Origin of the sequence: Rhodopirellula halodulae, assembly GCF_020966775.1 — a bacterium.
GTDB lineage: Bacteria > Planctomycetota > Planctomycetia > Pirellulales > Pirellulaceae > Rhodopirellula > Rhodopirellula halodulae.
Map to the genome: position 1 here is coordinate 1,110,638 of NZ_JAJKFV010000029.1, position 21,903 is coordinate 1,132,540.

Consider the following 21,903-nt stretch of genomic DNA (forward strand, 5'->3'; position numbering starts at 1 on the left):
CGGGAGGGAATAATGGGGCCGACGTCGGGAACGAAAAACGTTCCCGACGTGGATTCATTGATATTAGTTGTGATCGTTCTCGTCCGAGAACAAGTCGATCAAGGCGGAGTCAATGGCTCCACCCAAGTCGGCGGTCGAATCCGAAAGAGACGATTCTAAATCGTCCGCCAACTCGTTTGCCAACAAATCGGTGCGTTGAGACTGAGTGGAATCGATCTCGAAGCCTACGGAGAGCAGACTGTCCAGCGAATCTTCCGTGGACATCATCCATTCACCCGCTGCCTGACGGTCGCTGGTGTTGGTCGATGAAACCGGGACTTCGTTGGTGGCTCCCACAGCAACAGAGGCTGCAGAAGCGAGCGTTTGGGTCGCAGCAAAACGCCCCGCTGCCGAAGAATCGAACGTTGTCGCGACGATGGAACTGCCGTCGGCCAGCAACGATTCTCCATTCGGGTTGCTGCCATCGACCGAACGAGCGTTCAGTTCGTTGATGACTTGCAACGCGTCCAAGGCCGAGATTCGACCATCGCCGTTGACGTCGTAGTAATCAGGCGGCGAGGTTGGAATCCGATCGATCGTCAGGTCCGCACTTGGATTGTTCGGGTCGCGAAGTTCGTCGCGGTTCAGCAAGTTGATCACTCGCAACGCGTCGATCGCCGTGACAAACCCGTCCGCCGTCACATCGAAGCGATCCGATGGGTTTTGGTAAGCGGATTGCCCAAAGGTGATGGTGACCGTCACCGGAGGACTCAAACGACCGGTGTTGTCCTGCACGCGATACGTGAAACTGTCGCCGGTTGGCAGTGGGTTCAACAGGCTCGATTCAGGATTGAACGTGTAGATGAACGTCCCATCATTGTTGCCATCGAGCGAGATCGTACCGTACGTCGGTTGTGTCACCGACCCAGATGCAATCGACAAGGTCGAGTTGAGATCCGGATCGAAATCGTTTCGCAGCAGTCCCAACGCTGGGTCAGAGATTTCCAAACGGCCACCCAGTGGCACGGAGTAGGCGTCTTCAACACCGGTTGGGGCATCTTCTGCGGACAAGACCTGCAACTGGAACTGGTGAGTGGCTTGGAACTGAGCGTCGCGAGCCGACAGCTCAATCAAGACTTCACCGGACTGGTTGGCCCGCGGCGTGATCCGAAGCGAGTTGCCAAAGAATTCGATCGATTGCACCAACGGATGCGACGCGATTTGTGCCGCAGTTGGATTCACGATCGACCCCAGACGAGTCACCGTGTAGGTCAACGTGTCGCCATCTGGATCGAAGAACACCTGGGTGAGGTCTTCCACCGCGACCTGGTCTTCGATGATGACCAATGGATCCAGGCTGCCCTGAACCACAGGGGCGTCAGGCGAACCGGTCACGGTCACTTGAATCGTTTGATCCGTTGTCAAACCAGATGGATCACGTGCGGTGATCAAGAACGGGATGTCGTCGCCGTTTTGGAATGGAACAAAGTCCAGTGTCAACTCGTTGCCACTGATCGACGGGTTGAAGACCGAGGTGCCTCCCGTTGCGGAGACCGTGTAGGTCAACGTGTCGTTGTCGGGATCGTCGAACCAAGCATTCAAGTCGAACGTGACCTGCTCACCCGGTTGTTTGCGTTCTTCGAACTGCAGCGTCGTTTGACCGGCAACACCGTTGACGCCGACAAACTCAGGAGCATTGTTCACGCTGCCGACGTTGATCGTCACGGTTGCGGTGGAAACGCCACCTTCCGAATCTTGAACCTGATAGGTGAAGCGATCCGTGCCACTGAATTGACTTCGTGGCGTGTAGATCAGCTCATCATCATCCGTGGTGGCCGTGCCTTTGTCGTCTAGGCGAACCGTTCCACCCGATTCGGTGAAGCGATTGTTGATGACTTGCCCGTTCACGATGCGTTGGAACTGATTCGGAACCAGCGAGATGGTTTGCCCATCGGCTTGTTCGTCGGCAGGTCCGGCCGAATCGTTGTTCAGGATGCCACCCGTTCCAGTCACCGGAATGTTCAACGGGGTGTCTTCGTTGGTGCTGTACGAATCGTTCACCAAGCGAGGATTGTCGTTGATTGCTGAGATGACAATGCTGACACGTCCCACGGTTGCGGCGGTCTCGCTCACGATCGGATCTTGGCCAGGAGCTTCCCGGTCGGCGACTCGGTAGATGAACGTGTCTGGCGTTGCACCGTTGTAGTCCGCCGGAGGCGTGTACAGGATGGTGCGTCCATTGTTGGTGATCGCCAGCGTTCCACCTTGCGTGGTTTGGAACGCGGTGGAGCCTGTGCCAGCGAACTGGAAGAACAATTCTTGCTCGTTCGGCTCCGATCCTGGGCCGGCCAAGAAGTATGGATCGATCAATTCGGATGCGTTGAAGACAACCGGGCCGAGCGACGTTTGATCCGCTTGGCTGACAACGTTGTCTTCCAAGATCGATCGGGTCGTCAACACATCGCTGGGTTGAACGCCCGTCTGCAACGTTGGGGCATCATTGACCGGTGTCACCGTGATGGTCGCGGTGATCGGTACGGAGCTGACCAATTGACCACCAGGGTTGCCCGGCGCGATGTCGGTGGCTCGGACAACAAAGGTCGTTTGACCAGAGAAGTCCGCATCGGCATCGAAGGTGAACGTGCCATCGGAGGCAATGTTCAAGATACCGGCCACACGTGTCGGATCGTTGATGTCATACAGCGTTCGCATGCCGACGTCGGAAGCGAAGATCGCCACGTCCTGTCCATCGGGATCGGTCACCTGGCTCACCAATCCATCGTCGTTGCCGATGGTTGGTGTCAGGGTGCCGGTGGCATCAATGGCCTGCAACGTTGCACCTTCCGCAACGCTGTAGTTGCGGTTCGCGGCGGCGTCGCTGACGGTTGGTGGCAATCCGGGAAGCAACGTGACCAAGTAGTCTTCAACTTCACCCGACAATGCCAAGCCGCTCGGTGACAAGCCACCTTCGGTCGACACGCGGAAGCGAGCGTACGTCTGAGTCACACCGCTAGTTGGAGCGGGGGCCGTGTCAGGGAACTGAATGATGAACTGGCGAGTGATCTGGCCCGGGGTATCAGGATCGCTCTCAAACTGGATGTCTTGCAAGACATACTCGCCCGCGTCGTCCCAGTCACCATCGGCGTTGAAGTCGATCCATGCTTGCAGGACGCTGCCAGGCGAAGCGGTAACTTCGATTGGTGTGATCACACCTGGGTTGATAATTCCACCCGGGTTGGTCGCACTGGAGAAGTTCACTCCGTCCTCGTCATCACCGCTGAAGGTGACGGTATACACACCGTTGACAAGGGCAACGGATCTTTCAGCCGGTTGAAGCGGGCTCTGGTCGATCGCACGCAAGATGGCGTCGGCGATGTCTTCTTCGTTGATCAATGCGTTGACCACGTTTCCGTTTTCGTCCAACGCGTCGATTGAGATCGCGAAGTTGTCTTCGTCGAAGCGGCCGTCCACGTCGTATTCCAAGGTGGCTTGAACGCCGCCGAGAGTAAGCGTGATCGTTTCGCCATCGAACAAGTTCAACGACGAGAAGTTCGATGGGTTGACGGCAATTTTTACGTCGCCACCCTCGATCGTGTTAGAGAACAACGTGTTCGGAAGAGGGTCGCCCGCAGCGGTCAATGGCGAAACGTCGATGGTGAGATCGTCGCCGTCGGCCGTGCGTACTGCCAAAGCGTCGGTTTCGGCGTCGACTCGGTAACCCAAGATCGGATTGTTGTCACCACCGATGACGTGACGAGGACCGTCCTGGGCCAGAGTCGTTGGGTAACGACCCGGAACACCAGCCACCGGATCCGGAGCGTCACCGAAGTCCAATCCGATGCCAGGCATCAGGATGGTGAACTGCGTCGAGCGGTCTTCGCGGTTGGGTGCCAGCGGGTTACCGGCCAAGTCTTTGATTGCAGGCAGATAGTAGTTGCTGACGGGACCGTCGATGATCGATGCGTTCTCGATGAACAGCGTCGAGCCGCCACGGTTTTCCGCGACCAACGTCGTGGTTTCGGGCTGACCAGGAGTGTTCACACCCTGCAATGCACGCAAGATGCTTCGTTTGACGTCTTCCGAGTTGTTGTCGGGTGAGATCGGAATCGCGATGGCACCGCCGGGGACGCCGACGACATTCAGCGTGGTCGATCCAGAAATGTCGACTTGAGTACCCGGCAAATCGTTCAGTTGCACGGTACCAGCGTCCACATCGGCTACCGGCATCAATTCCTGACCGGTCGCAGGATCAATTGCGAAGCGAAGTCCACCACGGTTGTTGCTAATCGTGGCCGCCAAGCTTTGAGCGATCTCGCCGATCGAGCTGCTGGAGTTGAATGTGACTGGCACGTTTCCAGGACGGACACCACCGCCGCCATCGCTGAGTTCGAATTCGAATGAGATGTCGACGTCGCCTTGACGCAGGCGAAGGACTTCGCCGTCGGCCACGATTCCGCGATCGACCGAGATGCCTGGAGTTCCGGGAACGGACAAGCCAGGCAAACCGTTGTTGTCGACGCGGTCGCGATCGATTCGGCCCAAGGAGATTTGGTTGTTTGCGTTCACGGTTGCGGTCATGTCCGCGGGTGACGCATTGATGATCGCCGCCAAGTTGGTCGCCAGTGTGGCACCGTTTTGGTTCGAGTCATAAGGAACCAAGATGGCTCCTGGGACAGCGGTGACCGCGTTCAATCCGGTTGGCAAGACGAATTGCAGGATGACATCGTTTCCGGCGTCGTCTCGCAGGATGAGCACGCTGCCGTTGGTAATGCTGAATCCGCCGAGTTGTGGCATGGTCAACAGCAGCGGGCCAAAGACCTGAACGGTGCTGCTTTCCGTGACGCCGGGTTCGCCGCGAACTTCCAGCGAGCTGCCGGCACTGACGGTGATGATCGCCGGTTTCGGAATGACGTCCTGACCGTTGACGGTGATGGTCTCGTTGGATTCCACCTGAACTTGACCAGGAGCGACCACACGGGAACCGGTGGCCAAACCTTGAATCAGGTCAGCGGAGTTGTTCAAGGCGTCGCGAACCGCGATTGCCAAATCACCTGCGGTGTCGGTCAAGCGGAATGGCAAACGGAGGTGACCGGGTTCGACACCGTCAGAGGTGTCCTGTCCGTTCTCATCCTGAGTGATCAGATCGAATTCGATCGTGCGACGCACTTCGAACTCGGAAGTCTCGTTCAGCAAGAGTCCGCCGTAATCGGATTGCAGCGAAGCCGTCACGCCGGTCGGCAGGTTCAAGAAGACGAATTGGTCTTGGGCAACCGGATCCGCAACCAGGTCCGTGTTGCGAAGCAAGCCAGCCAAGCGACGAGCGAATTCGTCACGCGAAACCAGAACGAGCGTCTCATTTCCGATGTCATCGACCACTGTCTCGGTGATGTCCAAGACGAAGCTGCCAATGGTTGGAATCAGGACGGTTTCATCGGCACTGATCTGAATGCGAATGCGTTCGCCAGCACTGGTTTGCAGGACAACCACGCTGTCGTGCAACGTCGCTCCGAAATCAGCGACCGCCAGACCGGCGGGATAGGCCGTGCCCAATTCAATGGAGGTCGAAACCGTTGCCGGGGTCTCGGTGACACGAATGATATCGCCATCGCTGACCGGTCGGCTGACGCCGATGACGGACAACTGACCCGTCGCAATGTTCACGAATCCGTTGGAGGGCAGGTTTAGGTAAACGCTGTCGCCATCGACCGTTGGAACCAAGCCCAGGGCCGAGTTCTGAAGCGTCGTCGCGATGGTCTGTGCGAGCTCGGCGGAGGTCAATGCGTTCGGTGCGGTCGTGATGACCACGGGGGTGAAGGTTGGATCACTGAGCGTTCCGTCTTCGGTGAATTCGAAGGTTCGCGTCACGTTGCCATTGCTGACGATGAACGTGTCGCCCACCTGCACACCACCGAATTCGGTGCCCTGCGAGGGAGCTTGCAAAGCCAGCGTTCGCGAATCTTGCTCCAGTCCACCTGCGGAGGTGTCCACCGTGTAGCCGGCGGGTGAGCCCAGCACAACTCGAGCACCATCGACCACAACTTCAATCTCGAAGTCTTCGTTGCCAACGAGTGCTGAGTTGATTGCCGTTTCGATGTCGCGAGCGATGCGTTCGCGAATTTCTTGGCGGCCTTCTGGCGTGTCGACTTGCGTCTCAGGCAGGATGATCGGCGTGGCGTCGCCCAAGACGGTGCCATCACGATCAAACTCAAACACCAAGACATCATTGTCGTTGTTGCTGATCCGGAACGAGTCGCCATCGCTCAGACCACCGGCGTCGATCCCAACTTCGGGGACAACCAAGGTCAAGGTCTCGGGCAAGAACAACTGGTAGCCCGATTCGAATTCGAAGACGACGGTGCCGCCATCGGAATCGGTGATGCGAACTTGGTCGCCATCATTCACTTCGCTCGGATCAGGAGCGACGATCACGCTGCGATCGCGGTTGTTGAGCGAGATGCTGTAAGCATTGCCCTCTCGCCAGACTCCGGCCAGTGGTGTGAGCGTGATCAGGTTGCTGGTCTCGTCGTAATCGAAGGTGTAGTCGATGCCCTCGGTCAACAACTTTTCGTTTTCGAAGACAGCGACGTTGGCACCCACGGGACGCAGGCCATCAATCCCAGCGACCACCACGGTGTCGTCGTCAATGCCGATTCCGGTGAATGGGTTGGACGAATCGCCCGTGTCACGCAACTGAATGGTGAAGTTCTGTTGGTTGCCACCGGTCAGACGCAAGAAGCTGTCCGCCGCATCGCCGTCACGACCTTCCGAGTCGTTGTCCAATGGATCCTGCAGCGTCGCCACGGGACCGTTGAAATCGGCCAGTTCGATCGCACCACGGTCGATGAACAGGCTGCCGCCGATACCGGATGGAGGCGCGGCCAAATCGTTGTCAGCACGCAGCACACCGTTGCCGTCGCGGGTCGGTGCGAGAATGTTGCTGGTCCCCAGACCAACGCTTTCTTTCACGCCGCCAAACGCATCACGTTCAACGATCGAGGTGGCACCGGTGTCGATCGCCAATGAGAACAAGGCGGGCACGAAGTTGTCGCCGTCCGCGTTGACGAACAGGACATCGTTGTTGCCAAGCGTCTCGTTGAAGTCGTCTGTTCCGCCGTTGATATTACTGGGCCCGTTTCGGCCATCCGTCGACAAGCCAACGCCGGCGTTGTTAACGCTGTTGATATTCTGCCGGAACAGTGTCGTGGCAGGCTGGTCATGTTGGAACAGGTTGTTGGTGACAACCACTTCGGACGGCTTGGCATGCAAGTCCTGCCCCGTGGAACTGAACCCGAGGAATTTCGTTTCCTCCATCACGACGCTTTGGTTCAAATTCGACAACACATTATTGATCAATGTGGCGCTGCTGCCACCAGTCAACAACACGCCGGTTTCGGGCAGTAGTTGATCGAGTTCGGTACCCGGTTGGGGATCCAAACGCAACGGTGTCGTGCCATCTTCCGGCGGAATGATTTCTACTTTCGCAGCGTTCTTGATCAGTAGGTATTGCTCGGTTGCACCTGCACCCGTGCTCAACGCGGCGGGGCCAACACTGTTGACTTGTCCGATGCGGTCGTGGCCGTATCCATATTGGAAGTCTGATCCAGCACCGAATGGGAAAGGAATTCGGAAGTTGAAGTTTTCCAGTCCGGCTGCGCGACCTTCCTCGCCACCGATTGCAGTCGCCTCGACACGAGTGATTGGACCGGAGGTGGCTCCAATGTCATCGTCGATTGGGCCATTGTTGAATTCATGGTTGGGGAGCGGCGGACTGGTCAGTGTCGAACTGTCCGCAAGACCTTCGCCGTTGATTGCGGCCTGCAGTGCTCGCATGATTTCCGAGGTGCGATAGCCGTTATTCGGTTGAACGGGAACATTGACAACCGTTTCGCCGTTGTCGTTGGTTCTAGCGCCACCAATGGTCCCATCGGTGAACAAGAACCGGATCGAGTTTGTGGTGCCAGGGGCAACGAAGTTGTCGATGCGATCTGGGATCTGAGTGATGACGACGGAGGTTCCAACCAAGTCAGCACCGGTGGTTCCCAAGTTGCCCCCATTTCGAGTCAGGACTTGATCATCGATGCTCAGCACGAAGTCACGTGCAGCGTATGCCTCGATTGCGATCGTATAATCGCCCGTGATGTCGTTGCTTCTGGCTCGGCCTGACAACGCATTTGGGTCGTACTCATCGTTGGACTGCAGCGAGACAGCAACGTAGTACGTGCCCTTCGACGTCGCAGTGTAATCCATGAATGGGTCGACCGCACGCAGATTGGGCTGCGTGTCGTCGGCCGGGTCATCTACATCAGGACCCGGGTCGACGTAGGTGTCTTCCTGCGTCGGATCGGTTGCAGTTTCCAAGTGCGTCGGTGCAACACCGGATCCGTTCGATGCCACCATGACTCCATTGGAATCGAACAGCCGCAGAACCAAGTCGGGGCCTTCAGGGATGTCTAGGGCAAGGTCCTCGGCCAAGGTGTCGATATCGACGGTCAGACGGTCTCCTTCACGAAGTTCAACCTCGTAGAAGTCCACATCTTGCTGAGCGGTCAACAACGTGTCGCCGTTGCCGATGGTGCCGTTCGTGATGTAAGCACCGTTGTGAGCTTGGCCGACCTTCGTGTCGCGAGCACCACTGATCAGATCGTCGCCATCCACCCCGTTGATAATCGCGGCTTGTGAAAACTGAGACTCCGTGCCGTCCTGTCCGTAGATCGTATTGTTAACGATCCGCGAGAACGGTTGAGGAGCTTCAGCAACCGCAGCCTGACTAGCGGTGAACGGGTTGAGTCGGTTGCCCTTCGCAAACGAGGTGTCGAAGTAGACGCCGCTGACGCCTTCGAGAAAGACAGTTGGGCTTGGGAACGAAATGTCGCTGAGATAGCGGTTCTCCTCGAGCTCGCTACCGTTCACAATCGACGGCCCAATAGTCGGCTCGACCAGTTGCACCAAGTCATTCGTTACCAGAATGCTTCCCTGAATGGCTTGGTAGATCGCCATCATCACTTCGTGACGCGTGTGGGCGTAATCACGGTTGTTGTAACCCACGAAGGTACGACGGTAGAAAATAGGCACGTGCCCATCAACATGTCCATCGCCACCGTCCTCGGTACTTCCATCGACACTCGGATCGCCGGAGATGTCGTCGAACTCGAAGGTCACACGAGTACCGGCGGCATCGATCGTCATGGTCAAACCATCGCTGATCAAATCGCCAAATCCGAGGTCACCGATGAAGTCGCCGATCGAGAAGGAGTCGATCATCCATGGACGAGACTCACCATCGACCTTGATGCCTGTGTAGCCCGCACTATCGATCGTGTTGTTGACGATCGATACCGAAGGCGCCAAACCACCGACCACGGAGTTGTTCAGCGTCGGCAGGTTGCGGACGCTACCTGGCGTCGTGTTACCGATTGGTGGTTGCTGCAGATACTCGTTTTCGTCACCGAAGAAAAAGTCGGTATTGTTGAACCCGAAGAAGTTTCCAAGGTCCAATGCGAACTGCGAACGAGTTTTGATGTCTTGTGGGTCGACACCTCGGTCACCGGGTTCACTCCAGATACCAATCGCGTGCACGTCGCTGATCTTATTGGAGTCGATGAAAACCTGATCTTGGCGGCGTTGGACATTGGTGTCACCGATCGCATTGCTGTAAATCGCTGGCAAGCGGAATGGCGTGCCAGCAGGAACGATGGGTTCTGATGCATCCGGAACGTCGGCGGCACTATCGACTTTATAGAAATCGCCTACAACCGAGTCGGATAGCGCGATTCGAATGTCGTTGTTTCCACCGATAAGATCACCCGACGAATCGGTTGCAGTGATGGGAACTAAAGCTTGAACCGCAGGCAGGTTGAAGGCGGTTCGCATGCGTTCCGCGACCTCAATTTGTGTAGTCACACCGCTGATGTCGATTGGGATATTACCAGCGACCACTGAACCTGTGCTGTTGAACTCAAACGTGACACTACGGACGTTGTCCGACATCGAGAATGTGTCACCATCGCTGATTTGCGAAGGGTGGGGTGCAACGATCGTCATCGTCCGTGCCAATCGATCGTTGGTATCGAACGTCGTGGTCGGCGTTTGAATCGTTGCCGAAGTTGTGGTTGTGTAGTCCTGACCAGGGCGGATTTCCAACTGGTATTCGCCCAGCACCGATTGCGACGCACCAGTGAATCCGGTCCGTCCAGATGCTGCTCCCACAACCATTTCGCCACGCTCGGCAAAGCCGACAATGAAGTTGTCCAGATACAGACCTTCGCCGCCAAATACAGGGCCGGTACCAGCGGCCAAGTCGGTGTCGTACTCGAATCGAATCACCACGTTGGTGTCGCCAGCGAATTGACCCAAGTCCAGGCGTGCTTGGTACCAATTTTCCGCTGCGTCTTGTTGCAGCAATTCACCGTTGGTTCCGGCAATACCGGCCGCGTTGCCAGCCAAGACGGTGTCGCCTTGTTGATCGCTGCGAGCAATGACTCGAACTTCATCGTTGCCGATGTCGCTCAGCAGATAATCGAAGTACAGGTGAGGTTGGTCTGCATCGCTGTAGCCCGACAAGTCGAACGCAACGCTGTCCAAGTCGCCGCGAATTTCAGATCGATCGAAATACAGCGATTGGTTGTTCGGATCGCCACCGTTGACCACGTGGTTCTCAACCGACACGTTCAGTTCATACGTGCCCTGCTGTGGGCGGTCGTCAACGTCCAGCGAGAAGACCTGCGTATCCGGATCGTACGCGGTGTCTTCTGGCGAAACGGCGACGTAGTAGACACCCGCTTGCAAGAACGTTTCGATGTATGGGTCATCTGAGAACAGGCTCAACGCGTTCCCGAGACTGCCTTCCGCACCATCGCTGGTTGGTGAGAAACGGTTGGTTGCGATAACCGTCCCAAAGGCATCCAGTAGCTGCAGTTTTAGGTCGACACTATCGCTCTCGAAGTCCTCGATATCCGGGTCGATGTCGATGCCACCGAAACCCGGGTTGGCGTCATACGCGTATGGGATCACGCCGTTGTCAATGTCGAGGATCACTCGCGAGCCATCAACGGGAACCACAAACTGATAAACATCGACCACCTCGTTGATGGTCGTGCCCAGCACCTTCGTGTGTGGGATCTGTTGTGAAGTGTTGGTTCCAAATGTGTTGCCCACATTCGGGTCGTCGTTCAGGCTCCAACCCAGGCCGGCCTCGAGATCATCCGCCGTCAGCAACGAATTGTTGGTTTCGGTTTCGAACGTGATGCTGTCAGGGAACAAGTCCACATTGCGAGAACCGTTGAAGGTTTGTTTCGCGTTGTGCCCCACGTCGCGTGCACGATTGAGCGTCGTTGACCATCCGAACGGTAACACACTGGTGTCGATGAAGAATGGCTCGATTGGAGCATCCGCTGTCGTCTGGATCGAGTTGGCAATCTGGTCGTCAACAATTCGCAAAATGGAATCGATGGGTTCCAACCGGACCAATGGGTCGGACAGGACATCAGGTGTCGTTCCCTCGCCTGTGACAGCGACGTAGTAGGTTCCTGCTCCACCGGGCATCGCAATCGGACCGATGTAAGGGTCGCCCGAATCGATGCTACCGCCTTCCAGCAAGTCAATCGGATCGTCACCCGCTAGCGTACGGTCTTCTAGAATGTTGCTGTCGTTGCCAACCAATACCAAACGTGGCTGAGCATCACCGTCTTCACCGTCTGGATCGTAGAAGACTGACAACATGGTATCAGGACGATTGAAGCCATCGGCATAGTCGATGTCGAAGATCAAAGTGTCTCGGCTGACGGCACCCTGTGAGCCCAGCACGTCGATTTGGTAGTGGTCGATGTCAGACAGATCGTCTAACGCACCGCCGACGCTGATCACACCGTTGCGACTGGCCAAGGTGTTTCCGAGATACTGAGCACGTTGACCTGGCGTATTAAAACTGGTGACAGCGATGTCATTGCTCGAAGCGTTGCCGAGTTGCTCATTCTCTTGAGCTTCGCCCAACAGTGGTGAGTTGGCCATTGCACCGCGGACATGGATTCCGTGGTTGGCGTAGCGAATATCAGCGAAACGAACCATGCTTCCGCTGAACTCTTGCTCTTCACGCAAGCGAACTTGGAAACGATATCCGCCTCGGGTCAAACCGCCTTCGGCGTCGTCTGGGTTCACCGAGGCACTGCGGACTCGGATGAAGTAACTCGACGAATTACCAACGGGACCGGGCAACGTGATGCGGAGGCCCGCGTCGCGTGGGTTGACGGTGTCGTAGTCCATGAACCCATCGAAGTTTGCATTGGCTTGCAGAGGACCCGCGAGGCCTTCTGCACTTGGATCCAAAATGTCAACTTCGGCATCGCCATTGAGTTCGTCGAATGAGTTGTCACTGCGAGCGATGACGGTCCCATTGGGATCAAGAACTTCGAGGACGGAGTCCAGCGTGAACGAGGTGTGGTCCAAGTCCACCCAAATCTGGGTTCCAGCTTCCGCGGTGAAGGCATACGTGTCGATGTCGTCGGCTTGCGAGAGGAAACCTTCGACTTCAAAGCCCAATCGGTTTTCTTCGTCGCTGTAAAGCTCGTTTGGTGCCAGCGTGCCCAGAGCTTGTGCCGTGACGACCGATCCATTCAGGCCGGGGCTGATCTCCGACTTCAACTCGCGTTCGAGGATGAATTCGATGTTGGTGAAGTTCGAGTTCTCATCGAACAAAACACTTCGCCAATCGTTCGAGTCCGGACGGCTCGAGAACGAATCACCATTGGTGTCCAAGAATGCCGTGCCATCGGGCATCAAGCCAGCACCGACGGTATCGTCAGCAATGCTGGTCAAGACAACCGGCGATCCCGGCATCCCGATGATTTGAACTGTTCCGCCGATACGGTCATCGATGTCGCCGACGGTACCCGTCGCGGTCAGGCCGGTTCCGCTTGTGGGGCTGAACGCCGTTCCCGAACCGGACAACTTGACGACCAAACTCTCCTCGGCGCGACTGAACAATCGCAGGCCACCGCTGCTGTGCAGGTTGCCGACTTCGATGCTGTCAAACAGCATGTGCACGATATCAGTGTCATCCCAAATGCTTTCCGTGGTGAGCTGGCCACCGCGAATTTCGAGGCCGCTGAGTTGACGTTCCGCAGCGGCACCGTTGGCGACCACTTCGTATCGGTTGAGTCGGATCAACGGGCCGTAGTTGTCATCCAGCTCCGAGAAGTTGTCGACGGAACCCGTTTGGCGACCTAAGTCCACCACGCGTTCCGCGGTCATCGAGTTGCTATCGATGTCGATGATGCTGCCGCGGTTATCGACAAATTCATTGCCAACGATGATTGGCTGGCTGCCACGGACGTGAATCGTGGATGGGGTGACACCAGGACGACCGAATCGGCCGACCGCACCCGCACCGTCTTGTCCGTCATCGTTGAACTCGAATCGTGAATTCACAACGCGGGCGGTGGCTTGTTGCAATTGCAGCGGCACAAAGCCGCGGCTCTCACCGCCGGGGATCAAACTCACGCCACCGGCGTAGGCGATCGTGGCGGAATCCAAACTGACATGAGCATTCGGGCTGGCGTAGATGCCGGACCAGTCGCCTCGTTCAGGATCAAAAACGGTGCCCGTCGCGTTGTCATTGCTGGTGTCGAATGTGCCACCGGCACCAAAGCGATCGTCCAGCAAGCTGGTGAAGACAACCGGACGCTGAGCGGTGCCTTCGGCGAGTAGCTGCGTGCCGTGGCCAAGTTCAATGCGTGCACCGTTGAGTTTGACAATCAAACCTGGGTCGATCGTCAACGACGCATCCAGACGACCGCGAACGCCGTCCAGATCCGTGTCGAGAAGCGTGCTGTTGTCGACCGTTTGGCTGCCATCATCGACGAAGGTTTGACGCGTCGAATCTAATTGTGCGACGAACACGTAGTCGCTGGTTCCCGGGACGCTGCGGTACAAGCGACGCGCAACGAAGTTGCTGACATCACCAATCGCGGGAAGGTTGCGAAGTTCAATGGAGGAACCGCTGAGCGTGGCGGGCACCACAAAGTCGCCACTTGGATCGCTCGGAGCCGATTCAAAACCGAATACGTCGACAAACGTCATGCGGTAGTTGAACGTGGCGTCTTGCAGATCGCCGCCCAGATTCACGTTGCCCGCGGAACTGGTCAGGTCAGGACGAATGCCATCCTCGATGCTGCCGCCGGGAGTGCCAACCACGGACAGGTTTTCGGCCAGGTAGTGAACCACGTCGATGTCGTCGAAGCGACCGGAAACCGTCAACTCACGAGGCGGCTGATTCGCAGTCGTTTGAACTCGAATGAACAGACCGTTGATGCTGTTGTCGAGCAGTTGATTGGAGTAGATGTCCGGACCAATGCGATCGTAGTCGGCAATGAAGCGTCCAGCGACTTGGAATTTCGGACCTTGGAACGTGGTTTCCTCGAACGTGTCTGGTGAGGCGCTGATCGCCGCATCGGCACTTTGGGTGATTTCGTTGAACGAGATGGTTGGGCGACGTCCAATCATGGTGATTGGATTGACCAACTGTTGAACCGCATCGATCAACAGGTTGCTGCCACCGCCGAAGCGAATTTCCGCATGGTTCACGCGGTCCATGAAGATCCCTTGATCTTCCAGCGAGCTGCGTCCCTGAACGGAATCAAAATCACTGCGATAGACGATCCCGCCCCAATCTCCGGGGCCGGCTGCTGGGGCGATTCCCGCGGCGGAGGCGTCCACACCACGATCACGCATGCTGGTGAGGATCACGCTCCCGTTGGTGTAAGCCGAGAGTGCGTCGGACTCGTCCGTCAGCAACGTTGTGGTTGGTTCGAAGTTCGGGTCGGTGAGGTCGTTGTCCGTGGACAGTTGGACCAAGCGAGGCGTGCCGAGAACTTGCAGCAACGATCCACTACGGTCGATCTGCAAACTGCTGCTACCGACGCCAATGCGTGCGCTGCGGAACTTCAAGGCGGCACCCGCGTCGATCACGGCGGTGACGCCCTTCGGGATTTCCATGTTGCGTCCGTCTTCCAGGACGCGACCGCCGGTTTCCGTGATGCCGAACTGATAGCTGAAGTTATCCGCTTCCGTCTCGATGTCGCCGTCCACGCCACCGTTGCCGATGATTCGGACTTGATCGCCTTCACGAGCGATGGAGAACGCACTCAAAACATCGGTGCTGGCGATGTTGTTGATAGGCGAGTCGATGCTGCCGTCGGCCTGTGCCGCACCCAGTTTGTCGACGAAGATTGTGCGGCCGTGGACCGTCATCCCGCGGAAATCGTTAGACGTTTCAACGGAGCGATCACCGGTCAATTGGACCAATGATCCTGAGCCAACCACCGATGCGGCAACACCAGTGATGCCGGTTAGCAAATTGATGCTGGTGGCGAGTTCGTTTGCCAAGCCCGCAGCCGGCGATCCGGCACCGACCGTCGCGTTGTACTGAACCACAACGCTGCCGGGGACAGTGCTGCTTTGGCCGATCGGCACAAATTCATAAACGCGGCGAACACCTGATCCGCTGACGATCTCGATGGTTTGGTTCGGCGTGATCGCATTTCCGCTGAGTTCAAATTCCAAGATGCGTTCTTCGGGACGCGTTTGGAACCAGAACTGATGCAGTCCTCCGGGCGCACCGTCCCCATCGCCATCAAGCGGCGTGCCGGGGACACCATTGCGGTCACCCGCGTTGTTGCCGTCCAAGTCCATGTCGCGAAGCACATTCACTTCGTCAACATTGGGATTGAATTTGACGAGCAGCTCGTAGTCACCCTGCGATGTGCCGCCAAAGCCGCTGTCCGGGATCAGCGGGTTGTACTCGTCGTTGCCGCTGGCGGCGACACCGATGTAATACGTGCCTGCACCCAAGGACGCGGTTAGGAAGGAATCTTCGCTGAAGTAGTCATCATTGCGGCTGAGTTGTTCCAGTCCGCCGCCACTGAGGCTGATGGTGCTGAAGTCCAGCACTTCGTTCGGACGCGAAATGTCGGTGGACGCATCGCCTTCCACCAGTGTTGCCTGGACCAACGACGAAGCAAACGGATCGTTGTTGATCGCAGCGATCAGATCGGAAACCGGAACGTCACCAACGCTGCTGCGACGAGGCACATCGAGCAAGATGACGTTGCTCAGTGGCTGACCATCATCACCATTGCGACGCAGGACGCGAATCGCATCATCGTTGGCGGCACGGTCGCTTTGAACAAACTCGATCCGAGTTTGATTGCCTTCCGCTCCCGCCGCGACGGCGGTGAACTGAATGGTCAACGAAGGACCCAGGTCGAAGTCAGAGGTCGCGGTTGCGGCGACTTCTTGGAACAAGGTCAACGTGGTATCGAGCAAGCTGGATTGCGCCAAACGTTCTGCAAACGTTTCGACGGTTAGCGTGCCGACGCGGTCCGCGTCATTCAGGTTGACTTCGAACCGGTACATGTCGATGTCGACGCTGTCCGGACGATAGAGGTGCTGGCCATGAAGCACGTCCGCGTTCCCCGGGAAAACAGGTTCCAGGTTATTCAGGGCGGCTTCGGTCGCGGGATTGATGGTGTCGTTGAGGAACGTGAACGATCCGTTCAGCAAGTTCTCAGGTGGCAACTCAGGAGCGAACTCCAGACCTAACAGCAAACCGACACCCGCGGCGGCTTTGCGAGTGAAGTCTTCGCCGTAGGCCGTGCCAAAAGTGACTTGGTTGCTGAAGACGATCGCCGGATCAGCAAACGTTTCGTCAACGCGAACATTCGCATTGATGACGTTGAAGCCTTGCGAATTGGCCAAACGGGTGTTGTCGCCGACGGCGAACGTGATGCCTTCGGACACCGTTTCACGGAATTGAACGCCGATCTTGGTCGACCACAGGTCCAACACTTCTCGAACGCGGGTGCGTTGGCGTTCGGTGATTTGGTTGCTGAACGTCGTGCCACCCGCTGCTGCGACGCTGGCTTCGAAGTTGTAAGCAATCTCGGTGATGCCGTCCGTGGAATCAGCGCCGAACAATGGGTTCAGGTGTCCAACAAAGCCGGTGTCGACATCTCGGTGACCGGGATCATCGTTGCCGCCGGGGAGATCCAACGCGAACGGCATCGGCGAAATCGATTCGCGGATCAGAACGCTGGCCAGTTGGCCGGTCGATCCCAATTCACCCAAGTCGTAGGCGGTGGTCAGCGTGCCACCCAGACCCACCAATTCGAATGCGCTTCGGTTGGTCAGGCTGAGCGGAAGATCGACGGAACCAAAGCTGTTCGGATCCACTTCGATCAAGCCAGCGACCGACGGCGTGCTCGCCACCGCGACGCGAAGATCGTTGACCGTCGGTGTGTCACCACCAAAGTCGACCACAACGCGGCCGTTGCCATCGAGGCTGACCGCCAAACCGCCGGCAGCGGAATTAACGAAGACGACCGAGCGATCAGGCTGGTCTTCGCCCAGCAGAAGCGAACGCACTAAGAACTCACTGCCACTGTTGTCCAAACCAATGCTGGTGAATGGACGTGGAATGACCTGGGTGGGCTGCAGTTGCAACTCGGCGGATGAGCTGATGGCATTGCCGATTCGCAAACGGAAGGTACCGCCGCCAACTGGCACTGCAAAACTATCTTTGAACGCGGCCAGGTTGGCTTCCGCTTCGGCAACCGAAGGCGTGCCTGCGACCAGGGCGGCTTCCAGTTGACTGAGCTGAGCGCTGTCGGCGGCTGTCAGGACGGCTTCGTCGAACGACAGTTCATTGATGTCAGTGTCGAAGAACAATCGAGCCGTGAAGGTTTCTTCGTCGTAGACGACCTTGCTGGGCAGATAGACAACGTCGTCGGTTGTGCGGACCGTGTCTTGCGTCAACAGCAGTTGATAGAAACGTGGGTTCTCAGCCGAACGTGAGGTGGGATTGCCGGCCGCGTCGTTTTCGACAAACAGCGGGTCTTCGTTGAAGTAAACAACGACCTCATTGCGGTTCTGCGTCAGGCTGCCGTCTTCGTTGCGAACGACGGGTTGAGGAACCACAGATTCGATCAGGGCTCCCAAGTCGAGATCGAAGTTGATCGTCTCAACTCGTTCGCCTGGCGTGCTGGGAACAAACAGTTCGCCGTTCAGGTTTCGGATCCCGACAATGCCTTCATCAGGATTGTCGTACCCAAACAGCTTGATTTGATAATCGTCGTCGGGAAGGTTCTCGGCGAAGCGAACAACGATCTCGTTTTCGTTAGGATCGCCCAGCGAAATCGCACCAGGTTCGATCACGATGCGTTCGTTGAAGTCTTTGTCGCCACCGGCGCGGCTGATCTCAATGCCGCTCAGCGTGTTCGGGTCGATCTGTTGAGTCTCGTCGAAACGGAACGTCAACACGCGAGGAGCTGTTTGGCGGACCGTTCCGTCGTCAATCAAGTCGCCTTGGTTCGGCTGCACGCCGATCAATTGGGGACCGGCGAGCAATTGACGTGCTTCGAGCGACTCGAGCAGATGACGTCGACGCTGAAGTCGGCTTGCGCCGCCGCGTTTGGACGCCTTCGACCGACGCCGTGAAGGCATCGCACCGGAGCGATCGCTGGAGGAAGCATTATCTGTGGACGGAGACACTGTGTTTCGCTGACGCGAGGTCATAGACCGAACCTTCTTGGCAGACCAGAGATTGGGTCATCGATGGCTTCCAAAACAGCCATTTTTCAACCCAATCCGCCGAACTTGATGTGAATCTCGGAGCTCCGATTTCCCACGAAAAACGCGGTCAATCGAAGATCAGTCGTGGATGACAAGGTTGATCCCACGGCGTTGCTTGCGACGGCACCGACTGTTAAGTCAGGCAATTTGGGCACAGCTCGCGCGATCAGTCCGCCGAGTATAGTTGGGGTAAATAACGCCGCAAATTTTTGCGTCATCGTCACTTACCGCAGGCCAACCTCGCCGGACAAATGTGCCAATTGCACCGATTCTGATGACAGAAACGACCGACTCGATCAGTCCCGTAGAGGGGGCGGTTCGCGGCGGGAAAGAAGCTTCGCGTCATACAGCCGTCACAATTGACACATTCTTGCGTCAGTTGGACGTTGGCCCCGCGAAAAAGTTCCCTGGTAGAAATCAACGCCGCCGGGGGCGTTTCCGTGTCATAGGGTTGAGGGTCCGCTTTGTCTCTTTCTCCGGAGCGGGCGCTGCTGCCGCCACCGCTGCGGCCTTCTCTGCCGGAGTTTGGAAACCGTCCAATTTGTCCTGAATGAGCAGCTTGTTAATGCGCTGTTCGATGCTGGTCAGGATCTCGCCTTCGCCGGGAACGACAAAGGTGTACGCCACACCATCGCGGCCCATTCGGCCGGTTCGTCCAACGCGGTGCACATAATCATCGCAGTCTTGCGGGACGTCGAAGTTGACAATGTGTGAGATCGTACTGATATCAATTCCGCGACCCACGACATCCGTCGCGACCAACAGTTTCAATTTGCCATCTCGCAGATTCTGCAGCACACGGTCTCGCTCGCGTTGTTGCAAATCGCCGTGAATCGCACCGCAGGCCGATCCGTATTCCCGAGAGAGTTTTCGGTAGAGCCGATCGGTTCCGCGTTTGGTGCGGCAGAATATGATCGCCTGTTCAGGTTTTTCTCGCTTCAGTAGCGATTCCAGCAGGTCAAACTTTTCGTCTTGCGCAATCGTGAAGTAGCGCTGTTCGATCGTGTCGACCGCCATTTCGTCTCGGCAGCAATCGATCACGATGGGTTCGTGCATGTAGCTTTCAGCTAAACGGCGGACGACCGGTGGAAGTGTTGCGGACAGCAGCAACGTTTGGCGGCTGCGAGGGCACTGACGCATGATCCGCTCGATCTGAGGCCGAAACCCAATGTCGAGCATTCGGTCAGCTTCGTCCAACACGACGCACCAAACCTTGTGAGTCCGCAGGGTGCCGCGTTTGAGGTGATCGTGGACACGACCCGGGGTGCCGACGACCATTTGGACGCCGTTTTCCAGTTGCCGCAATTGGCGATTCATGTTCTTGCCGCCGGAGAGGACGGCGATTTCTGTGGGGACGCCACGAGCGAGCCTTTCGGCCTCACTGGCGACTTGGTCCGCCAACTCACGCGTTGGAACGATCACGATCGCCTGGGGATCACGACAATCTTCCAGCGAATCGAGTTGTTCCAGGATCGGAATGCTGAAGGCGGCGGTTTTCCCGGTGCCGGTGCGAGCCTGCCCGATCACGTCTTTGCCATCCAAGGCATGCGGGATCAACGCGCCTTGGATGGGTGAGGGTTTGGTGAAGCCTGCTTCGGCGACCGCCCGACGCATGACTGGTGAAAGATCCAGCTCGTCAAAGGACTCGACGTCGGTGGGTGTTTCCACCGGGCCGACGGATTCCAAAAGGGCGATGGTGTCGACCGGTTCTTCGAAGCGTGCCGGCCGTGATCCGCGTCCTGTACGCGGTGCTCGTTGGTTTCTCATTCTGTTCATGTGAGAAGTCTATCCGGTGCTTCCGAATTGCGACACTGAGTAGACCGACCCGAAAGCCATTTTTGTTGACTTCCGGGCGTCGCTGCAAGAACCCGCCTTGGCCGGTCTTGTCTGTCGATTCAGCGTTGGCAGGCCCCTTCAACGAGGCTTGCCTGCGCGTTCGGGTTTGTCGCTCAGTCGCTGGCGATCGCCGGGCTGAGCAACCGTGCGTAGGGTTCCTCGTCTTGGTTTTCTGCCGTGGCGACGAAGACACCGGTGTCGATGAAGGCTTCTGGCGTTTCGCCACGCAGGTGAGCCGCCATCGTTTTGACGGCTTGGTAACCCATTGCGACAGGGTCTTGGAGGACAATGGCGTCGACTTCACCGGCGGACAGAGCGTTTCGCAGGGAGTCGCTGCTGTCGAACGTCACCAGTTTGACTTTGCCAGCCAAGTTACGTTCGCGAAGCGCTCGCAGAACTCCTTCGGCGGTGGGCTCGCAAACGGTGTAGATCGCATCGACTTCATCGCCAAAGCGGTTCAGCAAGGCTTGAGCTTTGTCGATCGCCGATTCGGTGGTCGAACCCGCGTACTGATCGCTGCTAAGGACTTCGATCTTGGGGAACTTTTGCATTTCGGCCAAGAAACCTTCTTCGCGTTGGTGCGTGCTTTCGCTGCCCTTTTCGTATCGCAGCACGATCACCTTGCCGCTTTCTTCGCCGAGGCTCTTCGCCATGGTCTGTGCGGCGAGTTTGCCGCCTTCCAAGTTGTCCGTGGCCACGTACGAAACGTAGTCACCCGAGTCCGTGTTCAATCCGCTGTCAAAGACCACCACGGGGACTCCCGCACGGCTTGCTTCTTTTACAGGACGGACCAATGCGTCCGCGTCCAAGGGGGCCAGCAAGATGCCATCGACCTTCGCGTTCAAGAAACCTTGAACGACGCTGATCTGTTCGTCGCGATCGTTCTCTTTGCTTGGACCGCGAAATGTGATTTTGGCATCAATCTCTTGGCCGGCTTTTTCGGCACCGTGTTTGACCGATTGCCAAAAAATGTGAGTCGTACCCTTGGGTACGACCGCGAAATGCAACGTGGAGTCGTCTTTGTCGGTTTTGGTTTCCGCGGGAGGTTGGCAGCCGAGACTGGTCACTAGGAAACACATGGTCATCAATCCGCACCCGCGAATCCAGGTGCTGGTTTGTCGCTGCTTTGATGGGAATTGACCACGCGAAGCCCCCAAACGAGTCGCACGTCGGAAGGACCACGCGAGCATCGAGAATGCAGCACGGATTGGATATGCGGGATGGCCTGTATGGACGGGCGCAGATTTCTGCGCTTTGGAGTGGGGCGTCGTTGTCATGAAGGAACGTTGTGTAAAAGAAATTCAAGAAACTTTCGACGCGAATTCTAAACGATTTTCGGGACCAAAATGGGTTGGCTGCGGATCGCTTTGACGAAGACTGTGGACTTTTTGACAACTCGGCTTGACCCACGAAAGCGGCCCCCGCTAAGTTTCCCCCATCGTCGCAAACGGACCTCCAACCCGGTCC

At 57.2% G+C, this 21,903-nt stretch carries 3 protein-coding genes; all 3 read right to left on the reverse strand.

Annotated features, from left to right (window positions below; all coding sequences use genetic code 11):
* Positions 1 to 63: 63 nt before the first annotated feature.
* Entirely contained in the window at positions 64 to 18,471 is an 18,408-nt protein-coding gene (locus LOC70_RS17040) for an Ig-like domain-containing protein (protein ID WP_315857308.1), read from the reverse strand.
* A 546-nt stretch (positions 18,472 to 19,017) separates the two neighbouring features.
* On the reverse strand, positions 19,018 to 20,367 hold the full coding sequence (locus LOC70_RS17045; protein WP_230256182.1) for a DEAD/DEAH box helicase: 1,350 nt from the start codon (positions 20,365 to 20,367) through the stop codon (positions 19,018 to 19,020).
* Positions 20,368 to 20,549: 182 nt separating this feature from the next.
* Entirely contained in the window at positions 20,550 to 21,626 is a 1,077-nt protein-coding gene (locus LOC70_RS17050) for an ABC transporter substrate-binding protein (RefSeq protein ID WP_230255195.1), read from the reverse strand.
* Between the last annotated feature and the right edge of the window lie 277 nt (positions 21,627 to 21,903).

Bases quoted from the DNA above. Each gene is read 5' to 3' on its own strand.
- LOC70_RS17040 (WP_315857308.1), bottom strand. From the start codon at position 18,471: ATGCCTTCACGGCGTCGGTCGAAGGCGTCCAAACGCGGCGGCGCAAGC.
- LOC70_RS17045 (WP_230256182.1), bottom strand. From the start codon at position 20,367: ATGAGAAACCAACGAGCACCGCGTACAGGACGCGGATCACGGCCGGCA.
- LOC70_RS17050 (WP_230255195.1), bottom strand. From the start codon at position 21,626: ATGCTCGCGTGGTCCTTCCGACGTGCGACTCGTTTGGGGGCTTCGCGT.